The sequence below is a fragment of the Thiohalomonas denitrificans genome (assembly GCF_900102855.1).
GTDB lineage: Bacteria > Pseudomonadota > Gammaproteobacteria > Thiohalomonadales > Thiohalomonadaceae > Thiohalomonas > Thiohalomonas denitrificans.
On sequence record NZ_FMWD01000001.1, the window covers coordinates 368124 to 394116 of the forward strand.

The 25993-nt window shown below is 61.4% G+C and carries 27 protein-coding genes; 6 read left to right on the plus strand and 21 right to left on the minus strand.

Features of this window, described 5'->3' with window-relative positions:
- Position 1 precedes the first annotated feature (1 nt).
- From pal to BLP65_RS01735, 19 genes are all read right to left on the minus strand, one after another.
- Positions 2–541 (minus strand): peptidoglycan-associated lipoprotein Pal, encoded by a 540-nt coding sequence (gene pal, locus BLP65_RS01645; protein WP_092991927.1) that lies wholly within the window; start codon positions 539–541, stop codon positions 2–4.
- 11 nt (positions 542–552) lie between these two features.
- Entirely contained in the window at positions 553–1857 is a 1305-nt protein-coding gene (gene tolB, locus BLP65_RS01650) for a Tol-Pal system beta propeller repeat protein TolB (protein ID WP_317623044.1), read from the minus strand.
- Between the two features lie 2 nt (positions 1858–1859).
- Entirely contained in the window at positions 1860–2825 is a 966-nt protein-coding gene (gene tolA / locus BLP65_RS01655; RefSeq protein ID WP_092991931.1) for a cell envelope integrity protein TolA, read from the minus strand.
- Positions 2826–2827: 2 nt separating this feature from the next.
- Positions 2828–3250: a protein TolR gene (gene tolR, locus BLP65_RS01660; protein ID WP_217631866.1), complete on the minus strand. Its 423-nt coding sequence runs from the start codon at positions 3248–3250 to the stop codon at positions 2828–2830.
- 6 nt (positions 3251–3256) lie between these two features.
- A complete protein-coding gene (gene tolQ / locus BLP65_RS01665; protein ID WP_092991933.1) occupies positions 3257–3937 on the minus strand; it encodes a protein TolQ in 681 nt (226 codons plus the stop codon).
- Positions 3938–3982: 45 nt separating this feature from the next.
- Positions 3983–4387 carry a tol-pal system-associated acyl-CoA thioesterase gene (gene ybgC, locus BLP65_RS01670; RefSeq protein WP_092991935.1) on the minus strand — a complete coding sequence of 135 codons (405 nt, stop codon included), beginning with the start codon at positions 4385–4387 and terminating at the stop codon, positions 3983–3985.
- On the minus strand, positions 4380–5444 hold the full coding sequence (gene ruvB / locus BLP65_RS01675) for a Holliday junction branch migration DNA helicase RuvB (RefSeq protein ID WP_175452407.1): 1065 nt from the start codon (positions 5442–5444) through the stop codon (positions 4380–4382). Before ruvB ends, ybgC begins: the two co-directional genes overlap by 8 nt.
- Before the next feature lie 187 nt (positions 5445–5631).
- Positions 5632–6243, minus strand: a complete 612-nt coding sequence (gene ruvA, locus BLP65_RS01680; protein WP_092991939.1) for a Holliday junction branch migration protein RuvA — start codon at positions 6241–6243, stop codon at positions 5632–5634.
- The gene (gene ruvC, locus BLP65_RS01685; RefSeq protein WP_092991941.1) at positions 6240–6755 is read right to left on the minus strand and encodes a crossover junction endodeoxyribonuclease RuvC; all 516 of its coding nucleotides are present in this window, start codon (positions 6753–6755) and stop codon (positions 6240–6242) included. Before ruvC ends, ruvA begins: the two co-directional genes overlap by 4 nt.
- Positions 6756–7130: 375 nt before the next feature.
- Complete coding sequence (locus BLP65_RS01690) at positions 7131–7877, minus strand: YebC/PmpR family DNA-binding transcriptional regulator (RefSeq protein ID WP_092991943.1); 747 nt, start codon at positions 7875–7877, stop codon at positions 7131–7133.
- 203 nt (positions 7878–8080) lie between these two features.
- Positions 8081–8455 (minus strand): FHA domain-containing protein, encoded by a 375-nt coding sequence (locus BLP65_RS01695; protein WP_092991945.1) that lies wholly within the window; start codon positions 8453–8455, stop codon positions 8081–8083.
- Positions 8452–9051, minus strand: coding sequence for an FHA domain-containing protein (locus BLP65_RS01700; protein ID WP_092991947.1), 600 nt, complete (start codon positions 9049–9051; stop codon positions 8452–8454). The genes BLP65_RS01695 and BLP65_RS01700 overlap by 4 nt, the downstream gene beginning before the upstream one ends.
- A 27-nt stretch (positions 9052–9078) precedes the next feature.
- Positions 9079–9798, minus strand: a complete 720-nt coding sequence (locus BLP65_RS01705) for a Stp1/IreP family PP2C-type Ser/Thr phosphatase (protein WP_092991949.1) — start codon at positions 9796–9798, stop codon at positions 9079–9081.
- A complete protein-coding gene (locus BLP65_RS01710) occupies positions 9795–12104 on the minus strand; it encodes a protein kinase domain-containing protein (RefSeq protein ID WP_092991951.1) in 2310 nt (769 codons plus the stop codon). Before BLP65_RS01710 ends, BLP65_RS01705 begins: the two co-directional genes overlap by 4 nt.
- A 67-nt stretch (positions 12105–12171) precedes the next feature.
- Positions 12172–12807, minus strand: coding sequence for an esterase/lipase family protein (locus tag BLP65_RS01715; RefSeq protein WP_092991953.1), 636 nt, complete (start codon positions 12805–12807; stop codon positions 12172–12174).
- 97 nt (positions 12808–12904) lie between these two features.
- Positions 12905–13999: a quinolinate synthase NadA gene (gene nadA, locus BLP65_RS01720; RefSeq protein ID WP_092991955.1), complete on the minus strand. Its 1095-nt coding sequence runs from the start codon at positions 13997–13999 to the stop codon at positions 12905–12907.
- Between the two features lie 223 nt (positions 14000–14222).
- Entirely contained in the window at positions 14223–16013 is a 1791-nt protein-coding gene (gene aspS / locus BLP65_RS01725) for an aspartate--tRNA ligase (protein ID WP_092991957.1), read from the minus strand.
- A gap of 305 nt (positions 16014–16318) precedes the next feature.
- Positions 16319–16963, minus strand: coding sequence for a DUF502 domain-containing protein (locus BLP65_RS01730; protein ID WP_092991959.1), 645 nt, complete (start codon positions 16961–16963; stop codon positions 16319–16321).
- Positions 16964–16974: 11 nt separating this feature from the next.
- Positions 16975–17232 (minus strand): FmdB family zinc ribbon protein, encoded by a 258-nt coding sequence (locus BLP65_RS01735; protein ID WP_092991961.1) that lies wholly within the window; start codon positions 17230–17232, stop codon positions 16975–16977.
- Positions 17233–17466: 234 nt separating this feature from the next.
- On the opposite strand from BLP65_RS01735, the gene BLP65_RS01740 reads away from it, so the two are divergent.
- The 6 genes from BLP65_RS01740 to BLP65_RS01765 all read left to right on the plus strand — a co-directional run bounded on the left by BLP65_RS01740 (position 17467) and on the right by BLP65_RS01765 (position 24597).
- Positions 17467–19317, plus strand: coding sequence for an ABCB family ABC transporter ATP-binding protein/permease (locus BLP65_RS01740; protein ID WP_092991963.1), 1851 nt, complete (start codon positions 17467–17469; stop codon positions 19315–19317).
- 156 nt (positions 19318–19473) lie between these two features.
- Positions 19474–21030: a thymidine phosphorylase family protein gene (locus BLP65_RS01745; RefSeq protein WP_092991965.1), complete on the plus strand. Its 1557-nt coding sequence runs from the start codon at positions 19474–19476 to the stop codon at positions 21028–21030.
- 93 nt (positions 21031–21123) lie between these two features.
- Positions 21124–21996 carry a ribose-phosphate diphosphokinase gene (locus BLP65_RS01750; RefSeq protein ID WP_092991967.1) on the plus strand — a complete coding sequence of 291 codons (873 nt, stop codon included), beginning with the start codon at positions 21124–21126 and terminating at the stop codon, positions 21994–21996.
- A 353-nt stretch (positions 21997–22349) separates the two neighbouring features.
- Positions 22350–23003, plus strand: a complete 654-nt coding sequence (locus tag BLP65_RS01755; RefSeq protein WP_092991969.1) for a DUF1614 domain-containing protein — start codon at positions 22350–22352, stop codon at positions 23001–23003.
- A 116-nt stretch (positions 23004–23119) separates the two neighbouring features.
- On the plus strand, positions 23120–23974 hold the full coding sequence (locus BLP65_RS01760) for an SDR family oxidoreductase (protein WP_092991971.1): 855 nt from the start codon (positions 23120–23122) through the stop codon (positions 23972–23974).
- A gap of 119 nt (positions 23975–24093) precedes the next feature.
- The gene (locus BLP65_RS01765; protein ID WP_245688197.1) at positions 24094–24597 is read left to right on the plus strand and encodes a retropepsin-like aspartic protease family protein; all 504 of its coding nucleotides are present in this window, start codon (positions 24094–24096) and stop codon (positions 24595–24597) included.
- 188 nt (positions 24598–24785) lie between these two features.
- On the opposite strand, the gene BLP65_RS01770 is transcribed toward BLP65_RS01765, so the two are convergent.
- Both BLP65_RS01770 and BLP65_RS01775 read right to left on the minus strand, forming a co-directional pair.
- Positions 24786–25112 (minus strand): EF-hand domain-containing protein, encoded by a 327-nt coding sequence (locus BLP65_RS01770; protein ID WP_092991975.1) that lies wholly within the window; start codon positions 25110–25112, stop codon positions 24786–24788.
- 121 nt (positions 25113–25233) lie between these two features.
- A complete protein-coding gene (locus BLP65_RS01775; protein ID WP_175452396.1) occupies positions 25234–25692 on the minus strand; it encodes a hydrogenase maturation protease in 459 nt (152 codons plus the stop codon).
- Between the last annotated feature and the right edge of the window lie 301 nt (positions 25693–25993).

Genomic DNA, 25993 nt, shown 5'->3' on the forward strand with positions numbered 1-25993 from the left:
ATCAATATCCCGAATAGAGCAATTCGACCCGGCGATTCAGGGACCAGGCTTCTTCATCGTGACCCATGGCGGCCGGGCTCTCCTCGCCGAAACTGATCACCTGCAGCTGGTCTTCAGCCGCCGCCTGTAAAGACAGGAGCCGCTCCACTGCCTGAGCGCGCCGCTCCCCCAGTGCCAGGTTGTATTCACGAGTACCGCGCTCGTCGGTATGCCCCTCCACTGCTACGGAAACCTCCGGATTGGAGGCGAGAAAGCGGCCATGAGCAACCAGGGCATCGCGATCGGATTCGGACAATTCGCTGCTGTCGAAATCGAAGTAGAACACCCGTTGCGATAATGGGCTTTCCGGGTCGTCCAGCGGACTACCTTCGAATGTACCATCCATTCGTGCACCCGCGGCCCGGGCATCGTCAGCCGCAGCCCGGTCGTCAATATCTTCGATGACAACGTCTTCACCGCCATCACCGCGTTCGGCGACGCCTGCGCAACCGGAAACAAGAACACTCGAAGCCAGCACTCCCCAAAACCAAACCTGTTTCATATTCAAATCCTCTATTCTGCAAAGAAAGGTGACCAGGCGGGTTCCCTGACATCGAACCCGGTCAGGTCCAGACGCTGGCGGGCGCTTCCATCGACCGAGATCGCCTCCAGCACGCCACGTCCTCTCCTTTCGGTGGCGAAGATGATCATCCGGCCATTGGGTGCGAAGCTGGGCGACTCGTCCAGTCGGGAATCGGTCAAAATCCGCAGATTCCCCGTCTCCAGGTTCTGCACGGCAATCTGGAAGCCGCTGCGGGACTGATGGACCATGACCAGATTGCGGCCATCCGGTGACACACTGGGCCTCGCATTGTAACGGCCCTCGAAACTGATCCGCTGCGGACGACCCACGGTACCCTGCGACCCCGTAGCGACCCGGTAGATTTGCGGCCTACCGCCACGATCAGAGGTAAACAGAAGAGCATTTCCATCCGGCATCCAGGTCGGCTCGGTATCTATCGCCGAGTGTCGGGTGATCCGCGTCAGCGCACGGGTGCGGAGATCGAGAATATAGATTTCCGGATTGCCATCTTTCGACAGGGTAAGTGCCAGACGCCGCCCGTCGGGACTCCAGGCAGGCGCCGAATTGATACCGTCATACTCGGCCACCTTCTCCCGCTTGCCACTGATGACGTTCTGTACATAGACCACCGAGCGGCGGGCCTCGAAGGAAACATAGGCCAGCTGCTTACCATCGGGCGACCAGGCCGGAGACATGAGCGGCTGTTTGGAAGTAAGGATGGTCTGTTCGTTGAAGCCGTCGGCATCCGCCACCGCCAGCCGGAAACGGCGCTCGCCCTCGGCGATATCTTCCACGGTGACATAGGTGATATGAGTATTGAAGGCGCCGCGCTCGCCAGTGAGCTCCTCATACACGAGGTCACTGATTTGGTGAGCAGTGCGACGCAACAGCGGCCCACGGGAAGGAATTGCGTAGCCCGCCAGCTGTTTCGCCCGGAGGACATCAAAGAGCTGGAACCGGACCTGATAGCGTCCATTGCCGTTTTTCACCTGGCCAACCAGCAGTGTCTCGACCCCCGCCGCGCGCCAGGCCGCAAAATCGATGGCATCGCCGTGAACCGGCCGCCCTGCCAGCTGCTCGTTCGATAGAGGTGCGAAACGACCGCTGCCTGCAAGATCTGTCTTGATGATGGCGGCGATATCCTCGCTGAGCACCTCATCGCCGTCCCAGCCGAAGGGCACGATGGCGATCGGCAGTGCGCCTTCAGCGCCGCCGGTGACGGTGACCTCCAGCCGCGCCTGGACCAGTGCCGGCACAATCAGCAGCAGCAATAAGAGCAAACGTTTTGCCAGCAACTTTATCTCCCTGGTTTGAAGGTGAATACGATTTCGCGATCAAAAACGTCCGGGTCCGGCGGCTCGGGGAGTGGCGAGGCCTTTCTCACTGCGGCCTCTACCGAACGATCCAGAGCTGCGCTGCCGCAACTCTCCACCACTTGTGCCTCGACCACCTCGCCGCCGGGAATCTGATGGACCATGACCTTACAGGAAAAGTCATCGGGCGTATCGGAGGGCCGTAGCCATTTTCGACCCACCTTGTCGGCAATCAGGTCGACGTACTCCGCCTCGGCCGTTTGGAGCTGGCGCGTGCGATCCGATTGCAGCTGCTGTGCCGCGGCCGCCATCTTCTGCTTGAGTGCCTCTTCGGCCTTCCTGCGCGCCTCCTCCTCTTTGAGACGGCGCTCCTCGGCCTGGCGCTTCTCCGCCTCCTGGCGCTTGCGCTCCTCGGCCGCCTTGCGGGCCGCCTCTTCCTCGCGGCGGCGTTTTTCGGCCTCGATTTTACGTTGCTCCTCCAGCTCGGCCAAGCGCTGCTGCTCCTTGCGCTTCGCTTCGGCCAGCGCCTTCTGCTCCGCCTTTTGCTTTTCAAGGCGCTCCTGTTCCGCCTGCCGCTGGCGCTGCGCCTCGGCACGTTGGCGCTCCAGGGCGGCCTGGCGCTCCTGCTCCTCTTGGGCACGCTGGCGCTTCAGGGCGGCCAGTTTCTCCTCTTCCTTTTTGCGGGCCGCCTCGGCCTGACGTTTCTCTTCCGCCAGCTGGCGGCGCTGCGCCTCTTCCTTTTCTTTACGCTGGCGCTCATCATCGCGAAGGCTCTCCAGTTCCGCCTCCACCTGTCCGGCATCAACGGCGACCGCCTCCATTGGCTGTACCGTTGGGGTAGTCGCAGCAGGAGGTGACGGCGATTGCAGCATACTGATGCCGAGCAGCGCCACCAGGGCCAGATGGATGGCGATGGAAAAACCGTAAGCGGGTAGCCACTCCCTCCACATAGTCAGCGATCCGATTCCGATTCGGTCAGCAGGCCAACACCGGAGGCGCCGGCCTTCTGGAGCAGGACCATGGCATAGACCACTTTTCCATACCCCACGCTCTCGTCCCCCTTGACGTAGACGGGGGTCTTCGGCTTCAGACGAAGGATGGCGGCCACCCGCACGGAGAGCTGTTCGGCATCGAGATCACGACTGATGGAGGTGTCGTGCTCCAAGTGATAGGCACCCTGGGCATCCACGGCGACTACCAGCGGGGCGTCGTTCTGGCCCTCGACCGGTTCGGCATCCGCACGCGGCAGATCCACCTTGACCCCCTGGGTGAGCATAGGCGCGGTGATCATGAAGATCACCAGCAGGACCAGCATTACGTCAATGTATGGGACGACGTTGATCTCCGCCATCCGCTTGCGTCGCTGCCGGGGCATACGTTGTCAACCTCCGCGGTTGTGGGCCTGGCGCTGCAACAGAGTGGTGAATTCTTCCTGGAAGGAGTCGAAACGGCTCTCGAGCCGATCCAGGTCGTTGCTGTAGCGGTTGTAGGCGATTACAGCCGGAATGGCCGCGAACAGCCCCATGGCGGTCGCGATCAGCGCCTCGGCGATTCCCGGAGCCACCATCGACAGGGTCGCATGCTGGGCAGTCCCCAGGGCGCGAAACGAGTTCATGATTCCCCAGACCGTCCCGAACAGGCCCACGTAGGGGCTGGTGGAGCCTACGGTAGCGAGAAAAGCCAGATTGCCTTCCAGGCGGTCCATCTCGCGGCGCAGGGTCACCCGCATGGTCCGCTGTGCGCCCTCGACGATGAATTCGGGTTCGACCCCCTGCTTGCGCAACCGGGCGAACTCCGCAAAACCGGCCTCGAACAGGGCCGAGGTCCCGCTCAGCCCATCGCGCCGTTTGGCAATCTGCTTGTAGAGTTCGACCAGGTCGATACCGGACCAGAAACGCTTTTCGAAGGTCGCCGCCTCGGCCTGCGCGCCCCGCAGCACCTGCCATTTCCGATAGATGACCGCCCAGGAGACGAGCGATGCGATCAACAGCAGCAGCATCACCAGCTGCACCAGCATGCTGGCCTCGGCAAACAGGCTGATAAGGGACATTTCAGGATTCATAGTTCGATAATCCGGTCTTTTCGTTTCAGCTCGATAAGTCGTTTGTCAGTCACTGACGCTCAGGCGCTCCATCACGGCCCGGGGGATGCGCCGCGGCTTCATGGTACAGGCATCGATGCTCACGATGGTCACTTCGCCCCGGCACAAGGTTTCAGTCCCGCGCCTGACTTCCTGACGAAACGTCAGGCATACACCCCGCTGCCCCACGACCTCTGCACTCACAGCCAGCTGGTCATTGAACATTGCAGGCCGCAGGTAGTCCACCCGGACGGAACGCACCGCAAACAGAATGCCCTCGTCCTCCCGCAATACATCCTGTTCAAAGCCCAGTTCACGTAGCCACTCGGTTCGCGCCCGCTCCATGAATTTCAGGTAGTTGGCGTAATACACCACCCCGCCGGCATCGGTGTCCTCGTAGTAGACCCGTACCGGAAACACGAAATCACTCACCGTCCGACTCTCCCTGCCCGAACAGGTCCATGTCCCGCTGACGCTGCGCCTCGGCAGTTTGAGGCGGCTTCAGCCCGAAATGCAGGTAGGCGCTGGAGGTCGCCAGGCGCCCGCGGGGCGTACGCATCAGGAAGCCCTGCTGAATCAGAAAGGGCTCCAGCACATCCTCGATGGTCCCCCGCTCCTCGCCGATGGCCGCCGCCACATTGTCCAGCCCGACCGGGCCACCGTCGAACTTGTCGATAATGGCCAGAAGCAACTTGCGATCCAGCATATCGAAGCCGTTTACATCCACGTCCAGCATGTCCAGCGCGCGGGTGGAAACATCGTCGGTAATCCTGCCGTCCGACTTCACTTCCGCATAGTCCCGCACCCGCCGAAGCAGGCGATTGGCGATGCGTGGAGTACCACGGGAGCGGCGCGCGATCTCCAGGGCGCCACTACCGTCGATGGCGACCCCCAGGATCTCCGCCGAACGCGAAACGATGGTTTCCAGCTCCCCCGCATTATAAAACTCGAGCCGCTGCACGATGCCGAAGCGGTCACGAAGTGGGGATGTCAGAAGACCGGCACGAGTGGTCGCACCAATCAGAGTAAAGGGCGGCAGATCGAGCTTGATGGAGCGCGCGGCCGGCCCCTCGCCGATCATGATATCGATCTGGTAATCCTCCATCGCCGGATAGAGGACCTCCTCCACCACCGGAGAGAGGCGGTGGATTTCATCCACAAACAGGACATCATGAGGTTCCAGGTTGGTCAGCAGGGCCGCCAGATCGCCCGGTTTCTCCAGCACGGGTCCGGACGTCTGACGCAGGTTGACGCCCAGTTCGTTGGCGATGATGTGTGCCAGAGTGGTCTTGCCCAGACCCGGAGGTCCGAACAGCAGGACGTGATCGAGCGCCTCGTTGCGTCCCCTGGCGGCATGGATGAAAATCTCCATCTGGTCCCGGACTGCCTGCTGACCGACATACTCTGCCAGCCGCCGGGGCCGAATAGCCCGGTCCTGGACCTCCTCCTCCACCTGCGGAACGCCTGCAATCAACCGGTCGGTTTCAATCATCAACGGGACTCAACGATAAGGCGCAAAGAGCGCAAGGCAAAAAAACCGCTTCCAGATCCGCAAACCCAGGTTCTGCACCTGTCTCTCCAGCCACGCTCCACGGTGCACGGTACATATTGAAGCCCGCGGAGTGCATCGGCCGCACAGGATCTGCTGGTACCCGAACGGAAACCTGCATACCGGGCTATCGGCTTACCGCCTGCTTCAAGGCTGCGCGGATAAGTGCCTCCGAGTCGAGGCCTTCGGTCTCGACTTTCGAGATGAGCCGGCTGGCCTCCTGCGGCTTGTAACCGAGGGATACCAGGGCGGCGATGGCATCCTTGATGCCGCCGCTGACCGAACCCTGGCCTGCACTCGCCACGGCTTCGATGTGGACGCCGCCGGGTATCTGCCAGTCATTGAGGCGGTCCCGCATCTCGACAATGAGCCGCTCGGCGGTTTTCTTGCCTACACCAGGCAGCCGCACCAGCGAAGCAGTGTCGTCATCCTGGATGCAGCGGGCGAATTCATCGGCGCTGATGCCGGAGAGAATGGTCAGTGCCAGCTTGGCCCCCACGCCATTGACCTTGATCAGGGTTCGAAACAGGCGCCGCTCCGTCTCGGAGGCGAACCCGAACAGCAGATGGGCATCATCGCGTACCACCAGATGGGTGTAGAGGACCATCTCGCTACCCAGGGCAGGGAGCTGATAAAAGGTGCTCATGGGCGCTTCGATTTCGTAGCCCACACCATTCACATCCATCAGCAATTGTGGTGGCTGTTTCTCGGCCAGCAGGCCACGCAGGCGTCCGATCATCGCCGCCGCCCTCCAGTCAGCGCCGCCGAGCGGTTGATGCGCCCCAGGGTCTGACCGGTGTGCAGATGGCAAAGCGCCACTGCCAGAGCATCCGCGGCGTCCTCCCGGGGAATACCGGGAAGCTTCAGCAGCGCCTGAATCATATGCTGGACCTGAGCCTTCGTAGCATTCCCCTTGCCAACGGTCGCCTGCTTGATCTCGGCAGGTGTGTATTCACTCACTTTCAACCCTTCCATCATCAATGCGCAAAGAGCCGCCCCGCGGGCGTGGCCCAATTTGAGGGCCGAATCGGGGTTTTTGTGCATGAAAACCCGCTCCACCGCAACTTGTTCGGGCCGATAGATGGCCACCACATCACGTACCGAGTCGAAAATCACCTTGAGCCGCCCGGAAAACTCGCCGGTACCGGCACGGATACAGCCGCTCTCCACATAGGCTACCCGACCCCCCACCCGCTCGATGATGCCAAAGCCGGTGATGCGCGAGCCGGGGTCGATCCCTAAGATGCGCATAACAACCAGTGGCGAGTAGCGAGTAGCGAGTAGCCAGGAAACCCGGCTCGCACGGCAGTTCCAGGACTCATATGCCTCCTCCTCGCTAATAACACCAGTGGCGAGTAGCGAGTAGCGAGTAGCTAGGAAACCCGGCTCGCACGGCAGTGCCAGTACTCATATGCCTCCTCCTCGCTAATAACACCAGTGGCGAGTAGCGAGTAGCGAGTAGCTAGGAAACCCGGCTCGCACGGCAGTGCCAGTACTCATATGCCTCCTCCTCGCTATTCACAACTCATAACTAGCAACTCGCCACTAGCCACTCGCCACTCGCCACTCGCCACTCGCCACTAGCCACTAGCCACTAGCCACTAGCAACTAGCAACTAGCCACTAGCTACTGTAACTGCTCGATGACTTCATCGGAGAAGTCGGCATTGCTGTAGACATTCTGCACGTCATCCAGGTCGTCGAGTACGTCCACCAGCCGCAGGACCTTTTCCGCATCCTCCAGTTCGAGGTCCACGGTGGTCGAAGGCTGCTGGGTCACATCGGCGATCTGCGGCTGGAGCCCCGCCTTGACCATCGCCTCCTTGACGTTCAGGAACTCCTCGGGCGTAGTCACCACATCGATGGAGCCATCCTCGTTGGTGGCGATATCTTCGGCTCCGGCCTCAAGGGCCGCCTCCATCACCGCCTCTTCGTCGGTCCCTTGCGGGTAGGTGAGAATGCCCTGCTTGGTAAACAGGTATGCCACGGAACCATCCGTCCCCAGATTACCGCCGGCCTTGGTGAAGGCGTGGCGTACCTCGGAGACCGTGCGGTTACGGTTATCGGTCAGGCAATCGACCATGATCGCCACCCCGTTGGGACCGTAGCCCTCGTAGCGGACCTCTTCGTAGTTCTCCCCCTCCATGTCCCCCGAACCGCGCTTGATGGCCCGGTCGATGGTGTCTTTGGTCATGTTGTTGGAAAGGGCGTTGTCGATCGCGGCCCGCAGGCGCGGATTGGCATCCGGATCGCCGCCACCCGTCTTGGCGGAGACGGTGATCTCACGGATCAGCTTGGTGAAGATCTTGCCCCGTTTGGCATCCTGGGCCGCCTTGCGGTGTTTGATATTGGCCCACTTGCTGTGTCCGGCCATGGTTACCTCGCATACTGGAAATACTGGGGAGTCTACCACTGCGGGCGATCGGCGCGGAAGCGGGCCTCAAGCGAGGGTGCAGTTTGTAACCATGGGGGACACGGGGAGCACGGGGAAACAGCTTTTTCTGTCGGCAATGGTCAACCACCGGGGGGGGGCAGAACTTTTTTCGGTTCAAATCCGGTGTCCCCCCGTGGTTGACTTCAGTCCTCGGCATCGGGGATCAGGATCACGGTCTGGTCCATCCCCCCCTCCTCCTGATACAGCAGTTCGTGGGCACCGATACGAATCCGGTCACCGGGGATCAGACGGTAGCGATCGATGCGACTGCCGTTGACCGTGGTCCCGTTGGTGCTGCCGATGTCGACCAGGTACGGCTCGCGATAACCCTCGAGAAAAGGGCTAGGTTCCAGCAATATCTCTGCATGAACCCCGCTGACTGCCGAATCGTCCAGCTGCAACTGGTTATCGGAGCGGCGGCCGATGGTCAGGCGCGTGTTCTCCAGGGGGTACTCACGTACCGTGACCCCACCCAGCCGAACCACCAGACTGCGCCGCGGCTCTTCGATCGCGCTCATGCCGGCACCTCCCGGAACCGCATCCGGGTGCCGGCGATGGTAATCTCGTCACCTGGCTTGAGTACCGAACCTTCGGCCGCGACCGGTACTCCGTTGACCATTGTCTTGCCGGCCCCCTTGCCCATTGGCAGCAGACGGTACTGGTCGGCCTCACGCATCACGAGGGCCACCTGGCCGCCCGGTTTGCCGATAGTCGCCCGTCCGTCGCGGACCTCGAGTACGGTACCGCTCTTCTCGCCACTGATCACTTCCAGCTGCGCCGGCCCCGTCCCCGGAGCGGAGAGTACGACAGTGGCGGTGTGGTCCTGGGCCCGTTCGTCGATGTATCTCAGTTCGTGCTGGCCGATGCGGATCGTATCGCCGTGCTTCAGGGCATGTTTACTCACCTGAACCCCGTTGACGAAGGTGCCATTGGTGCTGTCCAGGTCGGTGACCGCCGGTTCCGCGGCCATGGATACCGCAGCATGCTCGGAGCTGACGGTCTGGTCATCGAGCAGGATGTCATTGTCCGGACGGCGCCCGATGGTGTGGCGCTGGGCCGTAAGTGCATACTCCCGGAGACCGACTCCGTCCAGCGTGATCACGAGTTTCGGCATTGCTCGCTCCTGACTCCAAGAAAGGGATTAATGAATCTCGGCCACCAGGGCCGCAATGTTGTCTTTACCACCCGCCTGGTTGGCGAGCTCCATCAGTGCATTCACGGCGCGTTCGGGGGCAGGCTCACTCACCAGACAGGCGGCGAGGCTGTCATCGTCAACCAGGTCGCTAAGCCCGTCGGAGCAGAGCAACACCCGATCACCCGGACGGCTGTGGTGACTGACGACTTCCACCTCGACGGTAGCCTGGTGCCCCACTGCCCGGGTGATTACGTGTCGATGCGGCGAGTGGCGTGCTTCTTCGGCAGTGAGCATGCCGTCCTCGACCAGTTCCTGTACCAGCGAGTGGTCGCGGGTAAGCTGCGTCAGCTGGCCATCCCGCAGGCGGTAGAGACGGGAGTCGCCGACGTGGGCCACCACCAGGCGCCGAGGGGTAAAGCGCGCCAGCACGACCGTTGCCCCCATCCCCCGGTGGTGTTCCTCCAGCGTGGCCTTGGCGTGGATTCGACGGTTGGCCTCGGTCACTGTGCGGCGCAGCAGCCGCTTCATGTCATGCGACGAACGCCCATCAAGCAGCTCCCTGGCAGTCACCGCCACCAAATCACTGGCCACTTCTCCCGCCTGATGCCCACCCATACCGTCGGCCACCAACGCCCAGCCCTGTTCGGTACTCCATGCAACCGCATCCTCATTGCGTTCACGGCAGAGGCCCGGATCGGTCATGCCCCACATGCGCACCCGGTTCACGCCGCCGCCTCCATGGCTTCGCGCCGACAGCGGCGCAGTGCCTCGGCCATGGTCCTGCCGCTCTGGTAGCGGCGTCCGACCTCCTTGTGCAGGGCCTTGTTGATGAGACGGCTGACGCAAGCCGGCAGATTGCGGTAGCTGCGGATGTCCGCGTGACGCTCTTTGGCAATCAGATACATAAGGCTGGGCAGCGAGTCCGACTTGAACGGCAGATCACCGCTGAGCAACTGGAACAGTGTGGCTCCGAGAGAGAACAGGTCGGAACGGCCATCCAGACGCTTGCCGACCACCTGTTCGGGTGACATGTAGGAGGGGCTGCCAAGCACGGTACCGGTGCGCGTCTTGCTGGAATCGGTCAGACAGGCGACGCCGAAGTCGGTCACCTTGGCCACCGTCTCATCGCGGTCGTAGATAATGTTGGCCGGCTTGATGTCCCGGTGGATAACGCCCTGTTCATGGGCGTAATCGAGCGCCTCCGCCACCTGAATGCCGATGGCCATCACCTCGTCCAGCGGCAGCAGATTATCGGGTCGGCACCAGTTGGCGAGGCTCTCGCCCTTGAGATAATCCATGGCGATGTAGGCCAGCTCCTGCTCCTCGCCCACGTCATAGATAGTGACGATGTGGCGATGTTCGAGCCGCCCGGCGGTCTCTGCCTCACGGAAGAAGCGCTCTCGCACCGTGACGAGGTCCGCCCCCTCGAACTCCTGGGACAAGGCCATGGTCTTGATCGCCACGGCCCGTCCGATGCGGGGGTCGCGACCGAGATAGACCATGCCCATAGCTCCCCTTCCCAATTCCCGCTCCAGCTCATAACGGCCGAGGGTGGGTCGGGCCAGGCCGGCCGACTCGAGGATCACGGTGCCCGAGGGTGTGGTTGAACCGCGCTTGCCAAGCATGCGCTGCTCCGCCTCCCGATTGCGCTGCAGCCGCTCCTTCACATCCCGAAAATGGGGCGACGTGAAAGCGATTTGATGGAACACCGCTCCGGCCTTGGTGAAGTGACGCCGCCGCTCGAAGTCCACCCCAAGTCCATAAAGCCGGTCGAGAACCTCTTCATCGGGCGCACAACGCCGATAACGCTCGAGGGCGGCATCGAGCTGTCCCTGGGCCTGATAGGACTCGGCCAACAACCGGTTGGTAAGGCTCAGATCGGCCCGCAGGGCGCCGACTTGGGCAGCACCACGGGCCTTGAACCATAACAGTGGAGCACCCGCGAGCACCGCGATGCCGGGCATCAGCAGCGGTGTGTAGATCCCCTTGAGGACCAGAAGCCCGAATTCCGCCGTGAACACCACGACACTCCACAGCGCCAGCAGGATCGATCCGGACGTGACGCCCAGCCGCGGCAGCACCAGCATCAGCATCACGCCGGCGAGGGCGAAAGTGCCCAGATGGGCCCACCAGGACCAGGGTGGCACCGCCCAGTAGTGTCCCCCCAACAGTGCCGCCACCAGCCGAGCCTCGGCCTCCAGTGGCGAGATGTACCGGCCATCCGGCAGCCGCACCGGTTCGGCCGCCGCAGGCGCCATCGAGCCGAACAGGACCACCTGATCCTGCACGTCGATGGTTCCACTGAGCACTTCAGCGGCCGTGTGCTGTGCCACCTGCAGTTGCGCCAGGCGGGGGTGGACGCGATAGGCCACGTCGGTTTCGATAATGTCGTTGTCGAGTCGAATGGCCGAGCGCTCCAGAGGCGGGCTCTTCGGGTTTACCCCACGCGCCGCCATGACCAGGCGCAGTGCAAATCCGGGCAGCAGTTCATCCCCATAGGCATGCACCAGGGGGACCCGACCCGAAGAGGCACCCGGCGGAAAGTCCGCCGGAGCAGAGGCCGCACCATGGGAGAAGGAAGAGGTATCCAGCCAGGCGATACTCGGGGGCCGGCCGGTGATCAGTCCCGGCACCCGCGCCGGCCAAACCGGTGCTGGTGCCCGCGCGGCACTCCAGTTGGCGATCCCTTCCGGGAGCGGTGGGGGTTTGCGTGCGGAGCGTGAGAGGAAGGCACCGGCATGGACCAGCGGAAGTTCGCTCCCGACGCCGGGCAGCGCCAGCGAAGGCATTACGCCTATCCCCTTTGCGCCGGTCAACTGCTCCAGCAGCGGCCCACGCTCCATCGGAGCCAGGCCGTCGGCGTCCACCACCATGACTTTTGCACTCTCCGGCGGCGGCACAAACTCCCCGGCAAATGCCAGCAAGCGTGTCTCCAGCGTCACTGCCAGTGGGGTGGCGGTCAACAGCCAGAAGCTGATCAACGTCAGCAGGCCGGGAAGCCAGCTACGTCTTCGCTCGGGGCCTTCGCCCATGAAATCGTCCGCGTCGGAAACCTAACCTTTTTTACACGACAGGGTCAGTACCGAACCATGACCTGGTTCAAGAAATCCGGGATTGATTCCGCGAAAAGCGACCATGCTGAAGGAAGTGACAGGTCTCCGCCGCGACACTTGCGGCGACAATCAGGCCCATGTGGGAGACCGGCAGGTCGATCCTGTCGGTGGCGTTCTCCAGCGATGTCTCCTCGACGGCGACGACGCCGTCGTTGCTGGGCAGACGAACCAGGAAACGGCCCATGCCGAGCGCAAGGGTCCCGGCAATCACTCCCAGTTCCCGAACACCTTCCCATGGAGTCAGTTCAGAACAGAGGGCTTGTGCGCTGCGTCCCAGCAGCACCCGGCCTGCACGGAACCGTCGCAGGTACCTGGCCACAGCGCTGGCGTTGTGGGGAGTTCCGAGGGTGACGATACGCCCCGGGCGCTGCTGGGGAAACTGCTGGAACAGTTTCCGAATCACCAGTCCGCCAAGGCTATGACCCACAAGATGCACCGTGTCGCCCGGCACAGTCGCGAGGAATCGGTGGAGACGGTGTGCGTTTGCCGACAAATCCCTGCGCAACGAACGGTAACGAAACTGGTACGTCCGGTAACCGCAACGGGACAGACGCCGGCGCAGGAGCGCCATCTCGGCTCCCGTCATCCAGAGACCGTGAACCAGGACTACCGATTCCTTCATATCCGTGCGCCCCACCTGGAGAACAAAACCGCTTTACCGCACAGGCGCCAAGCTCCCGGCTTGGCGAACCTTGTGCTTTGGGTCAAACAAACGGCGGCTACGGAGAGACTTCCAGCATGCGCTCCAGAGCGAGCCGGGCCTGCTCGGCTTCGGTCTCGGGCACTTTGATCCGGTTGACCACGTTGCCCTCCGCCAGATTCTCGAGCGTCCAGGCCAGATGTTGGGGGTCGATACGAAACATGGTCGAGCACATACAGACGGTGGGCGACATGAAGTGCACACTCTTGCCTTCGTGCTGAAACTGCTCGTGAAGTCGATTTACCAGATTCAGCTCCGTGCCAACCAGCCAGCGGGTGCCCGGTTCGGAATCACGAACCGTGCGGATAATGACCTCGGTGGAACCGACATGATCCGATTTCTGGCACACCTCAAAGGAGCTCTCCGGGTGTGAGATGACCTTCGTCTCGGGAAAGCGCTCCTTGAAGCGGTCGATATGCTCGGGTTTGAACATCTGGTGCACCGAGCAGAAACCTTTCCAGAGAATGACCCTGGCTTTCCGGATCTGATCCGGCGTCAGACCACCCATGGGCTGATCGAAATCCCACTCCACCATCTCGTCCAGGGAAATCCCCATGTCGTAGCCGGTGTTGCGCCCCAAATGCTGGTCCGGGAAGAACAGCACTTTTTCGCGCCGGGAGAAAGACCAGTCCAGTACTCGTTGGGCATTGGATGAGGTGCAGACGATACCCCCGTGGCGGCCACAGAAGGCCTTCAGATCAGCGGCGGAGTTGATGTAGGTAACCGGCGTGACCTGCTCATCCGGCTCCAGCACCTCCAACAACTCCCGCCAGGCGCGCTCGACGTTGGCCAGGTTGGCCATGTCCGCCATGGAGCAGCCGGCGCCCAGGTCCGGCAGGATGGAGACCTGTTCGGGTCGCGAAAGGATATCCGCCACTTCAGCCATGAAGTGAACACCGCAAAACACGATGTACTCGGCACTGGAGTCCGCAGCCTGACGTGACAGTTTCAGGGAGTCGCCGGAGAAGTCGGCAAACTGGAAGACCTCCTGGCGCTGGTAATGATGGCCAAGAATCACCAGGCGATCGCCAAGCTGCTCCCTGGCCGCGGCGATACGCGCCTCGGCCTCGGTATCGTCAAGCAGGGTGTAATCCTGAATAGGCAGTGCAGTCATTCTCTTCTGTCCAACCTCCTTCAGTCCGGTTAGAGCCCCCGCTCTTCCCGTTTGTTCTGTTCGTGTTGTAACCACAGAGACCACAGAGGACTATAGATCAGGGTCTGATGAGGTCCCCTGTAGGAGCGAGCAGTCGCGATTCGACGTCTTTGCGGCTGCCGCTACCTAAAGAAACGGCATTCGATGTTTTTGGCCTTCTCTGTGCTCTCTGTGGTTAAAGCTTTTAGCCCTTTTTCTTTTCCTCGGCCCTCTTATAGTAGCGGATGCCCAGTTCCACCAACTGCTCCGGGGGCACCTCCGAGGGCGCCTCGGTCATCAGGTCGGCCGCGCTCTGGGTCTTTGGAAAGGCCATTACATCCCGAATGGAGCGGGCGCCGGACATCAACATGACCAGCCGATCGAGTCCGAAGGCGATGCCACCGTGGGGCGGACAGCCATACTTGAGGGCCGTGAGCAGGAAGCCGAACTTGGCCTGCGCCTCCTCATCACCGATCCCCAGCGCCTTGAGCACCCGTTTCTGCACCTCGGAGCGATAGATACGCATGGAGCCGCCGCCGATCTCGGTGCCGTTCAACACCATATCGTAGGCACGGGAGTAACACTTCTCCGGCTCGGAATCGAGCAGGTCGATGTGCTCCTCCTTGGGGGAGGTGAAGGGGTGATGCATGGAGTACCAGCGGTTGTCCTTTTCATCCCACTCGAACATGGGGAAGTCCACCACCCAGCACGGTCTCCAGCCCTGCTCGACCATGTCGAGATCGTGACCGATCTTGACGCGCAGGGCCCCGAGGGCCTCATTGACGACCTTGGCCTTGTCGGCGCCGAAGAACACCACGTCACCATCTTTGGCCCCGGTACGGGCCATGATCTGCTCCACCACCTCGTCCGGCAGGAACTTGAGGATCGGTGACTGCAGACCCTCGCGGCCGGCGGCCAGGTCATTGACCTTGATATAGGCGAGCCCCTTGGCGCCATAGATACCAACGAACTTGGTGTATTCGTCGATCGCCTTGCGGGAGAGTTCACCACCGCCCGGCACATGCAAAGCCGCGAGCCGGGAGTTCGGATCATTGGCCGGCCCGGAGAAGACCTTGAATTCCACCTCTTTCATCAGGTCGTCGACATCCACCAGCTCCAGCGGAATCCGCAGGTCCGGCTTGTCGGAGGCGAAGCGGCGCATGGCCTCGGCATAGGTCAGGCGCGGGAACTCCGGCAGTTCCACGCCCTGCACCCGTGTGAACAGATCCGCCACCATGCCCTCCATCAGCTCCATGATCTCCTCCTCGTCCATGAACGAGGTCTCGATATCGAGCTGGGTAAACTCGGGCTGGCGGTCGGCGCGCAGGTCCTCGTCACGAAAACAGCGCACGATCTGGTAATAGCGATCCACCCCGGAGACCATCAGCAACTGCTTGAACAGCTGCGGCGACTGCGGCAAGGCAAAGAAATGACCCTGATGGGTACGGCTCGGCACCAGGTAATCGCGGGCGCCCTCGGGCGTGGCCCGGGTCAGCATCGGCGTTTCGACGTCCAGGAAAGCGTGGTGGTCCAGGTAGTTGCGCAGTACCTGGGTGACCTGCGAGCGCAGCTTCAGGCGCTTGAACATGTCGGGACGGCGCAGGTCGACGTAGCGGTAACGCAGCCGATGCTCCTCGGAGACCTCATCGTCCTCGATATCCAGCATGAAGGGCGGGGTCTCGGAGCGGTTGAGAATGTTCAGTTCCTTGCCCAGCACCTCGATCTGGCCGGTGGGCAGATCCGGGTTGACGGTACCCTCCGGGCGACGCCGGACACGGCCTTTCACCTCCAGCACGAATTCGTTACGTACCCGCTCGGCAGTGGCGAAAATCTCCGGATCGTCCGGGTCGATGACTACCTGTACGAGACCTTCCCGGTCACGCAGATCGATGAAGATGACCCCGCCGTGGTCGCGGCGGCGATGGACCCACCCGTAAAGGTGGACGTCCTGGTCAAGATGTGTCTCGTGGAGATGACCGCAGTAATGGCTGCGCATACCGGTAGATCCCTACTCAATTCGTTGAAAAACAGGCCGGAAAGGTAAAGGCGGGAAATGTTACGTGGCGCCGGCGTGGTTGGCAACCGGGAACGCGGCCCCGCCAGTGTCGGTACAATGGACGACCCATCCGAAGCCAGAATGCAGGTTTTCGGGCGGATGCCAACAGGTGCAACCGTTTCCTCCCCGGCAATGATTTGCGCCCCCGCCCTTTTGCCGCGGCCGCCACCTTCAACCGCCCCCTAGGGCACAAAGTACCCGCGAAAGGTACTTCGCTTGATATTCGAAGCCGAGGAGAGGCGCGGCTACAGAATGACTTCGGCTTCCTTCTCCGTGAACGACTCCCGGCGCTCGGGCGGGACAACCGCCCCCATGGAAATGAGCATCTTCAGGCCCTCATCGACGCTCATGTCCAGCTCCACGATGTCCTCGCGCGGCACCATGATGAAATAGCCACCGGTGGGATTGGGCGTAGTCGGCACGTAGAGGTTAACCACCTCACGCGTGGTCCTGCGTTGGGCCTCTCCTACCGCCGTGCCGGTCAGGAACGCCACCGTCCACACATCCTTGCGCGGGAACTCCACCAGCACCACCTTGCGGAAGGACTGTCCGGTCGAGGAGAAGAGCGTTTCGGCCAATTGCTTGGCGCCGCCATAGACGGAGCGTACCAGCGGGATGCGCGCAAACACCGCTTCCCAGATCGATACCACCTTGCGGCCAAAGAGATTGGCCACTGCGGCACCGGTAATCACCACCACGGCTGCGGCGAACAGCAGCCCGAGGCCGGGGACGGAAAACCCCAGATAGGCCTCGGGCTGATAGGTCTCGGGCAGCAGCAGCAGGATTCGATCCATGAATCCCACCAGGAGTTTGATCACCAGCACGGTGGCTCCCAAAGGAAGCCAGACCAGCAGACCCGCGATCAGGTAGCGGCGCAAAGCCGAGAACATGGATAGCCGGCTCAATCGCAGGCGCAGCTGCCGCCGCAGGCCGGCGCCGGCGCCTTGCTCTCCGATTCGGCAACGTTCTTCTTACTGCCGCCCTTGAAGTCGGTCTCGTACCAACCGCCGCCCTTGAGGCGGAAGCCGGCCGCCGAGATCAGCTTGCTGAGCTCGTTCTTGCCGCAGGAGGGGCACTCGGTCAAGGGTGCATCACTCATTTTCTGGATGGCCTCCATGTGGTGGTTGCAGGCCTTACATTCATATTCGTAGATGGGCATCGCTTGAATAACCTCAGAATCTGACAGGGTCCGTTCCCCCGCATACAGATAGGGCCGCTCGGGGGGAAATCAAGGGGATGGAATCGAACCATTATAACCTATATTCGACACCAGCGGGTTCTTCGCCGAAATTCCGACGTAGCGTACCACCTGTTGTTGGGGAGCATAACCAGCTGTTCCGGCAAGAGATACCAAACGGATTTGCGACTGCGACCATTTTCAGCGAATACTTATATGACCATGCGAGTCCATCACACCGAAGCCCCCAACGCTCAGCGCAACGACTGGCGTACCGTTCGCTCCCTGCTGCCATATCTCTGGGCCTACCGGGGACGAGCAGCTATGGCGATCGGCTTTCTGATCCTGAGTAAACTGGCCAACGTCGGTGTTCCGGTCGCCCTCAAGGGAATTGTCGATGCTCTCGATACCCCCGAAGGCCGGCAGATTGCGCTTCCCATCGCCCTGCTGGTCGCCTATGGGCTGCTACGGCTGGGCAGTTCCTCCTTCAATGAGCTCCGCGACATGGTGTTTGCGCGGGTTCGCCACGGGGTCATGCGGCGCCTCTCTCTCATGGTGCTGGGACACCTGCACCGGCTCGGCCTGAGGTATCACCTCGAGCGCAAGACCGGCGCCATCTCCCGCGACCTGGAGCGCGGCACCAAGGCGGCCTCCTCGATGATGAACTACATGCTGTTCAGCATCCTCCCCACCTTCATCGAGGTGACGCTGATCGCTGGCATTCTGCTCATCAACTACAGCGTCTGGTTTGCCGTGATTACCTTTGTCACGGTGCTGCTCTATGTGGGCTTCACCTTCAAGGTCACCGAATGGCGGATGCGGTTTCGACACCAGATGAACGCCCTGGATTCCCAGGCAAACTCCCAGGCCGTGGACGGTCTTCTCAACTTCGAAACCGTCAAATACTTCAATAACGAAGATTTCGAGCACCGCCGCTACAGCCAGACGCTGGGAGATTGGGAAGAGGCGGCGGTGAAGACCCAGACCTCCATGTCGGGCCTCAATGTCGGACAGGGAATGATTATCGCCATCGGTGTCACCGCCATCATGACCATGGCAGCCCAGGGGGTGATGGCCGGCACCATGAGCCTGGGCGATCTGGTGATGGTCAACGCCTTCATGCTGCAAATGTTCATTCCGCTGAATTTTCTCGGCGTGGTTTACAGCCAGCTCAAGCATGCTCTCGCCGATATGGATCAGATGTTTCGCCTGCTGGGCGAAAAGCCCGAGATCCGGGACACACCCGATGCCCGACCGCTTGAGGTGGCTGACGGGTCGGTACGCTTCGAACACGTGGATTTCAGTTACAGCAGCGACCGGACAATCCTCCACGATGTGGATTTCGAGATCCCGCCGGGGAAGAAGGTGGCGGTAGTCGGCCACTCGGGGGCCGGCAAATCCACCCTGTCGCGCCTGCTGTTCCGGTTTTACGACGCTACCGGAGGGCGGGTCCTGGTCAATGGGCAGGATGTCCGGGAGGTCACCCAGGCCAGCCTGCGCGATGCCATCGGCATCGTCCCCCAGGATACGGTCCTGTTCAACGACACCATCTATTACAACATCGCCTATGGCGACCCGAACGCTTCCGAAGAGGCGATCATCCGTGCCGCCAGACTGGCCCAGATCCACGACTTCATCGAAAGTCTGCCGGAGGGCTACGATACCCTGGTCGGCGAACGCGGTCTGAAGCTGTCCGGAGGTGAAAAGCAGCGCGTCGCCATCGCCCGCACCATGGTCAAGGACCCGAAAATCCTCGTCTTCGACGAGGCCACCTCCTCCCTGGACTCCGCTTCCGAGCAAGCCATCCTCGCGGCCCTCCACCGCGTTGCCGCCGAACGCACCACCCTGGTCATCGCCCATCGACTCTCCACGGTGGTCGACGCCGACCAGATTCTGGTCATGGACCAGGGACGCATCATCGAACGGGGCTCGCACCGCCAGCTACTGGAGCGGAATGGGCAATACGCCCACATGTGGACACTGCAGCTCAAGCAGCAGGAAGCAAAGAGGGAACAGGAGACAGACCCGGCCGCAGCTGCGACCATCGTCGGTTCCGGCCGGTATTGAACCGATTCAGACCCGCAGGAGCGGCGGAAGCCGAGAAGGCTTACCGCCAAATCGAGACTTCCGCCGCTCCTGCCGAGAGAGGAAGAAGGACCATCCATTCACTAAACCGCTTCCATGCGGTAATCTGCAATTCGATTCAGCCCTCGTGATACCCGCATGATCCCTGTTAAACCGGTCCGCCCCGACGACACCCTGAAACTGCGCCGTGTCGCCATCGACACCTACCGTGAAAACGTGGCCTATATGCACCGCGAATGCGACTTCTATCGTGCGGAGGGCTTCCAGGCACTGACCAAGGTGGAAATCAGGGCCAACGGTTACACGATCTATGCGGTGCTGAATGTGGTGGATGACGAACACATCATCGGCACCGATGAACTCGGACTCTCCGAACAGGCCTTCGCACAGCTCAACATGGAGCAGGGCGAGCCCGTGCGGGTGGCGCAGGCGGAGCAGCCCGCCTCGATGGAGGCGGTACGGCGCAAGATTCTCGGCGAGCGCCTGACGCAGGAGGACTTTCGCGCCATTACGCGTGAAATCACCGATAATCGATACTCCAAGATGGAAATGGCCGCCTTCCTGGTCGCCTCCGGACAGACCGGACTGGATCGGGAGGAGATCCTCTTCCTCACCCGTGCCATGACCGAATCGGGAGAGCGGCTCGACTGGCATGAACCACTGGTTGTGGACAAACACTGCGTCGGCGGCATTCCCGGTAACCGCACGTCCATGATCGTGGTACCCATTGTTGCAGCTCACGGCATTCTGATGCCCAAGACCTCCAGCCGTGCCATCACCTCCCCGTCCGGAACCGCTGACACCATGGAGTGCCTGGCCAACGTGGAACTCACTCCCAAGGCGCTGCACGACGTGGTACGGAAGACGCGCGCCTGCCTCGCCTGGGGCGGGACGGCCCGGCTGGCGCCGGCGGACGACATCCTCATTTCCGTGGAGCGCCCGCTGGGTATCGACTCCCAGGGACAGATGATCGGATCAATCCTGTCGAAGAAGCTGGCTGCCGGCTCTACCCACCTGCTCATCGACATCCCGGTCGGTCCCACGGCCAAGGTACGCCACATGCGCGAAGCCCTGCAGTTGCGCAAGCTGTTCGAATATATCGGTGACCACATGGGCATTCACCTGGAGGTGATCATCACCGACGGCGCCCAACCCGTTGGGGGCGGGATCGGTCCGGTACTGGAGGCCCGTGATGTGATGCAGGTACTGAATTGCGATCCGGAGGCACCTTCGGATCTGCGTCAGAAGGCGCTGCGTCTGGCCGGACGCATCCTCGAGTTCGACCCGGATGTGCGCGGCGGCTATGGTTACTCCCTGGCACGCGACATCCTCGATTCAGGCAGGGCTTTGCGAAAAATGGAGGCGGTCATCCTGGCCCAGGGTGCAACCCCGAATCCGGGACCACCCGGACCGCTGACGTTCGAAATAACGGCCGAGCAGGACGGATTTGTAACCGCCGTGGATAACTACTGCCTGGCCAAGTTGGCTCGACTGGCCGGCGCACCCATGGACAAGCGGGCCGGCGTAGACCTCCTGAAAAAGCTCGGCGACGCCGTAAGTACGGGGGAGCCGTTATACCGTGTGCATGCCGAGCACCAATCCGACTTCAACTTTGCCCGTGCCTTTTCCGAAAAGAACAGTGGCTACACTGTGGGAGCCGAGGCGGAAATCTCAAAGACCTACTGGGAATTCTGACCACCTCTCCGACCGCGGCCAAGACCCATGATGATTCCGCGATGCGATAGCTGGAGCGCATCCCGGCATCTACTGAAAAAATGAACAACCGCCATGATTCTCGGATTTTCTGACTACGAAGCTCAGGGACGGCGCCTCGCCGAACGGCTCGAGCAGACATTTCAAGCCATTGATATCCACCGCTTCCCCGACGGGGAAAGCAAGGTGACGGTACCGGCCGAACTGCCCGAGCGGGTTATCCTCTGCCGGAGCCTCGACCGGCCCAATGACAAACTGATCGAGCTGATGCTCGCCGCCCGCACGGCCAGGGAAAGCGGTGCGAGGCATCTGACGCTGGTGGCCCCGTACCTGTGCTATATGCGCCAGGACATTGCCTTTTCTCCCGGCGAAGCGGTGAGTCAGCGGATCGTTGGACAATTCCTTGCCGGGCTTTTCGATGCGGTGATTACGGTGGACCCTCACCTGCACCGCATTGAACGGCTTGAGCAGGCAATCCCCACCGGGGCCGCTATCAGCCTGTCGGCCGCCCCTGCCATGAGTGCCTTTCTTGCCGATAATGAGACCGACCCGTTGCTGCTGGGACCGGATGAGGAGGCACGGCAGTGGGTTCGGGCCATCGCAGAACCGGCCGGTTTGGAATACGCGGTGGCACACAAGGAGCGCCGGGGTGATCGGGACGTGCGGGTAGTGCTGCCGAAGCACGATTTTGCCGGTCGGACGGTGATACTGATCGATGACATGATCAGTACCGGTCGAACCCTGATAACCGTCGCCAGGGCTTTGAAGGAGACCGGAGTCGGCTCAATCCGCTGCCTGGTGACCCATCCCCTGTTCGCCGACGATGCCACCCGCCACTTGCAGGAGGCCGGTGTAGACAGACTCTGGAGCAGTGACAGCATCACCCACGCGAGCAATGCGGTGGCCCTGGACCAGACACTGGCCAAGGCGATCAGGAGACTGGAATAGGACACCCTCGCGACTCCTTGCTTCGACGTAGGCGCTTGCCCTACTGTCCCAGCTCATCAGATGATTCACCGCAAAGACGCAAAGGACGCAAAGCTTTGATTACAATGCATCTTGCATTATCGCCGCGGTTCTGCAGTTTCCGTTGTTTTCGGTTATGTATACCGATAAGCAATTGAATTCTTTGCGCTCTTGGCATCTTCGCCTACATGGATGCAGGTCAGGGGCGTGAGCAGGAGCGGAAGCCTTGCGGTGAATTCGTGAATTTTCCGGGATAGGAGCCTGTCGGACGGCTTTTCGTCGCTAGATCGGTCAAGTCCGACAGGCTCCTAAAACTATCGAGAGTTCCTGTTGTAATGACGCCTTCGAGCATCATTTTTTTCCTCTTCGCGCTCACCTTCCTGGTGGCGTTCATTCAGGTGGGCCTGCTGACGATCGCCTTCGAAAAGCTGGGACTCTCCCAGGAGTCGGCCTTCCTGCTGCTGTTCAGTTCGCTGATGGGAAGCATGATCAACCTGCCACTATTCCGAATGCGTTCGGATCCGCCATCCCGGCCGCAGAATGACCCGATCACACCGCGCTGGTTTCAGCCGAAGCTCGAATACAACGGCCGTACGCTGATAGCCGTCAATGTCGGGGGCGGGATGATCCCGGTCCTGTTTTCCCTCTATCTAATGCAACACAACCCGATCGGTCTGCTGGAAATACTGCTCGGTGTCGGCGGAGTGGGAACGATCAGCTATCTCTTCAGCCGGCCGGTACCGGGGGTAGGTATCGGTATGCCCATCCTGATTGCGCCGTTGGCCGCCGCCCTGGTGGCACTTGTCCTGAATCCGGAGCAAAGCGCCCCGCTCGCCTACGTGAGTGGAACACTCGGCGTGCTAATCGGGGCGGATCTGATGCGATTTTCCGATATTCGCCGCCTGGGTGCACCATTGGCATCCATTGGCGGTGCCGGTACCTTCGACGGCATCTTCATCACCGGCATCGTGGCCGTGCTGCTGGCCTGAGCGGCTCGAAAAGCGGGCTCGCCCCCGGGGTCACCGCATGGTTGTCGGCACCACTACTCCCCATTTCTCTCGATCCGGTGTTAGGGTAGCGGCGAACCCGCCACTCTCGCACCTGCATGGAAACCGATCACACCCACAGCATACTCATTACCGGCTGCTCCAGCGGCATCGGTCGCTGCGTGGCCGAAGGGCTGGCAAAACGCGGCTACCGGGTATTCGCAACCGCCCGCAGGCCGGAGGATGTCGCGACGCTGAATGAATCGGGTCTGGAGGCGCTACAACTCGACCTCGACGACCCGGATTCCATCACCCGTGCCCTGGATGCGGTGCTGGAACGTACCGGTGGAAATCTTTATGCGCTGTTCAACAACGGCGCCTACGGGCAGCCCGGGGCCGTGGAAGACTTGAGCCGCGAGGTATTGCGCGCGCAGTTCGAGACCAATCTCTTCGGTACCCATGATCTGACCCGGCGGGTGGTTGCCGTCATGCGAAGGCAGGGATATGGCCGCATCATTCAGAACAGCTCGGTACTGGGACTGGTCAGCCTTCCCTTTCGCGGCGCCTACAATGCCAGCAAGTACGCCCTGGAGGGGCTGACCGACACCCTGCGCCTGGAGCTTGCCGGCACCGGCATCCGAGTATCGCTGGTGGAGCCGGGGCCGATAACCAGCCGCTTCCGAGCCAACGCCTGGGCCAAGTACCAGGCAAATATCGATGCCCGCTCCAGCCCGTTCCGCGAAATCTACGGTCGTATGGAAAACCGTCTCGCCAAACAGGGCTCCGCAGCGCCCTTTACGCTGCCTCCCGAAGCGGTGCTGAACAAGGTGCTGCACGCGCTGGAATCACCGCGTCCCAAGGTGCGTTATTACGTCACCTTTCCCACCTACCTGTTCGCAGCCCTTCGCCGACTGCTGCCGCACCGGGTGCTCGACAGCGTACTCACGCGCATCGGTTCACGGGAAAACCGGTAGCCGGACACAGTTCGACTGTTGTACGGTAAACGATGTGAGCCCGTTCACGGCTGTCGATCGAGAGGCCGTGGCAAGGTGATGGCGAATCGATACGCAAGCGGGTAACTCTAGAAATGGTCTTGAAAAAACTGCTCGCCGCGGGGGTGTTCCTGGCACTGGCGCCGGTGGCATTCGGCGGACAATATGACGCCACCATTCCGATGACGGACAAGGGATCCATCAGCTATTACGTACAGGGACACATCGACGGTGCGGGAGATACGGAATTCATGGTCGATACCGGTTCCAGTTACATGACCATCAACGAAGAAACTCTCGCCGCCCTCAAAAAAGAAGGCAACGTCCGCTACGTACGCAAACTGCGCGGCCGTCTCGCCAATGGCGCTGAACTCGAAGTGCCGGTCTACTCCGTCAAGACGGTACGGATCGGCAGCGGCTGTCACTTCAGCAATGTGGAAGCAGCCGTCTTTCCGGGCAAGACCCGGCAGATTCTCGGCCTGTCCGCCCTGTCCGAGGCCGCACCATTTGTCTTCTCCATGGACCCGCCTTCGCTGGTGTTGAGCCACTGCACAAAAGGTCCGGGGCAGGAACTCGCCGCAGCCGAACTGCAGCGTCTTCCGTAAACCGGCCAAGAGTCCGCGAACACTGTTTTGCAGGTTGGGGTGAGTTATGCGAACCCCAACGCTGATTTGTTGGGCTTCGTTCCTCAGCGCCAACCTACATATTGGGGTCCATTCCCCTTCTCCGAAGAGATTTGGGGGCAACAAGCGGTCGATGGAGCCACTTCTCCCGAAGCGCGGGTCCCAATTCGTTACTCTTCGGCAGCCTCCTCTTCCCTCTCCTGCTCCGGGGACAACTCGGGTGACGAAACTTCCCCCTCGAAGGCACTGAACTCCGCATCATCAATCGACCCGTCACCGTCGGTATCGGCAGCGTCGAAACGCTCACTCAACATCGTCGATTGCTGCGCCTCGTCTTCACTGATCCGGCCGTCGCCGTCCTGATGCAGCTCGGAAAACTCCGCCAGGCCCTCGTCCATACAAGCCGGCGTATCTTCGGCCAGCCGTTCGCCAGTCGGTGCTCGAAATGGCTCTCCACCCGTGTGCTCCAGGTGCTCTCTGCCGACATGTCCGGCCATTCCGAATCGGTGAAATGCGGTGCTTCGGTCAATCTTTCCTTCGAGATATCCAGTACCGGCGTGGCTACCCAATCTTCCCTGATACGCAACAACTATAGTGGGCCATGCGGACTTTTCCCGATTATTGCGGGGAAAAGCCGTAGTCACTCAGTAACCGAACCAGGCGGTCGACAACCACCTGATAGTTGCAGCTCACGACCGTCTCGCCATCACCCACTTCGATGGCGAGGATCACCAAGTGTGTGGGCAGTTCATCGAGAGCCTCGGCCATGGCCAGTGCTTCGGCGACGCCGAAGCCATGGGTGGAAAGGCTGGCATTTTCAGTCAATGCAGCCGCATCCAGGACTCGCGACTCTCCCTGCACGCCTCCGAGCAGCGCGTCGATGATGATGACCAGGTCCATGTCGGCAAACCACTCCATCAGCCGGGGGCCCGGGCGATCCAGTATCTGCCAATCAACACGGGGAAAAAGCTCCGGAAAGCCGGCCTCCTGCAGATACTCGACCACTCGCCAGCCAGTACTGTCCGCACCGAAGGGCGATCCCACACCAATGATGCGTCCGCGGGGCAATCGACTCATCGACGCACCATGCCACATCCATCGCACAGAAGATGTCGGGTTCTCATTTTCGCGTCACCAGATGTCGGGTTCTCATTTTCGCGTCACCGTTTCAGTCTGCGGCCGCAGCCCGGGAAGGACACTGTAGGCCAATTCAGGGCATCCAGCGGGCAAACGGCCCCGAGCCCCCCGAGCCTCAAGAGTTGGAAATAAAAGCGCCCTTCAGATTAAGGGATCTCTCCATTCACAGGTGGTACCGGTATCGGGGAACAGGCTCCGCAGACCGTTGGGGGTACCAGGGACCACGGCAGAATACCTTTCA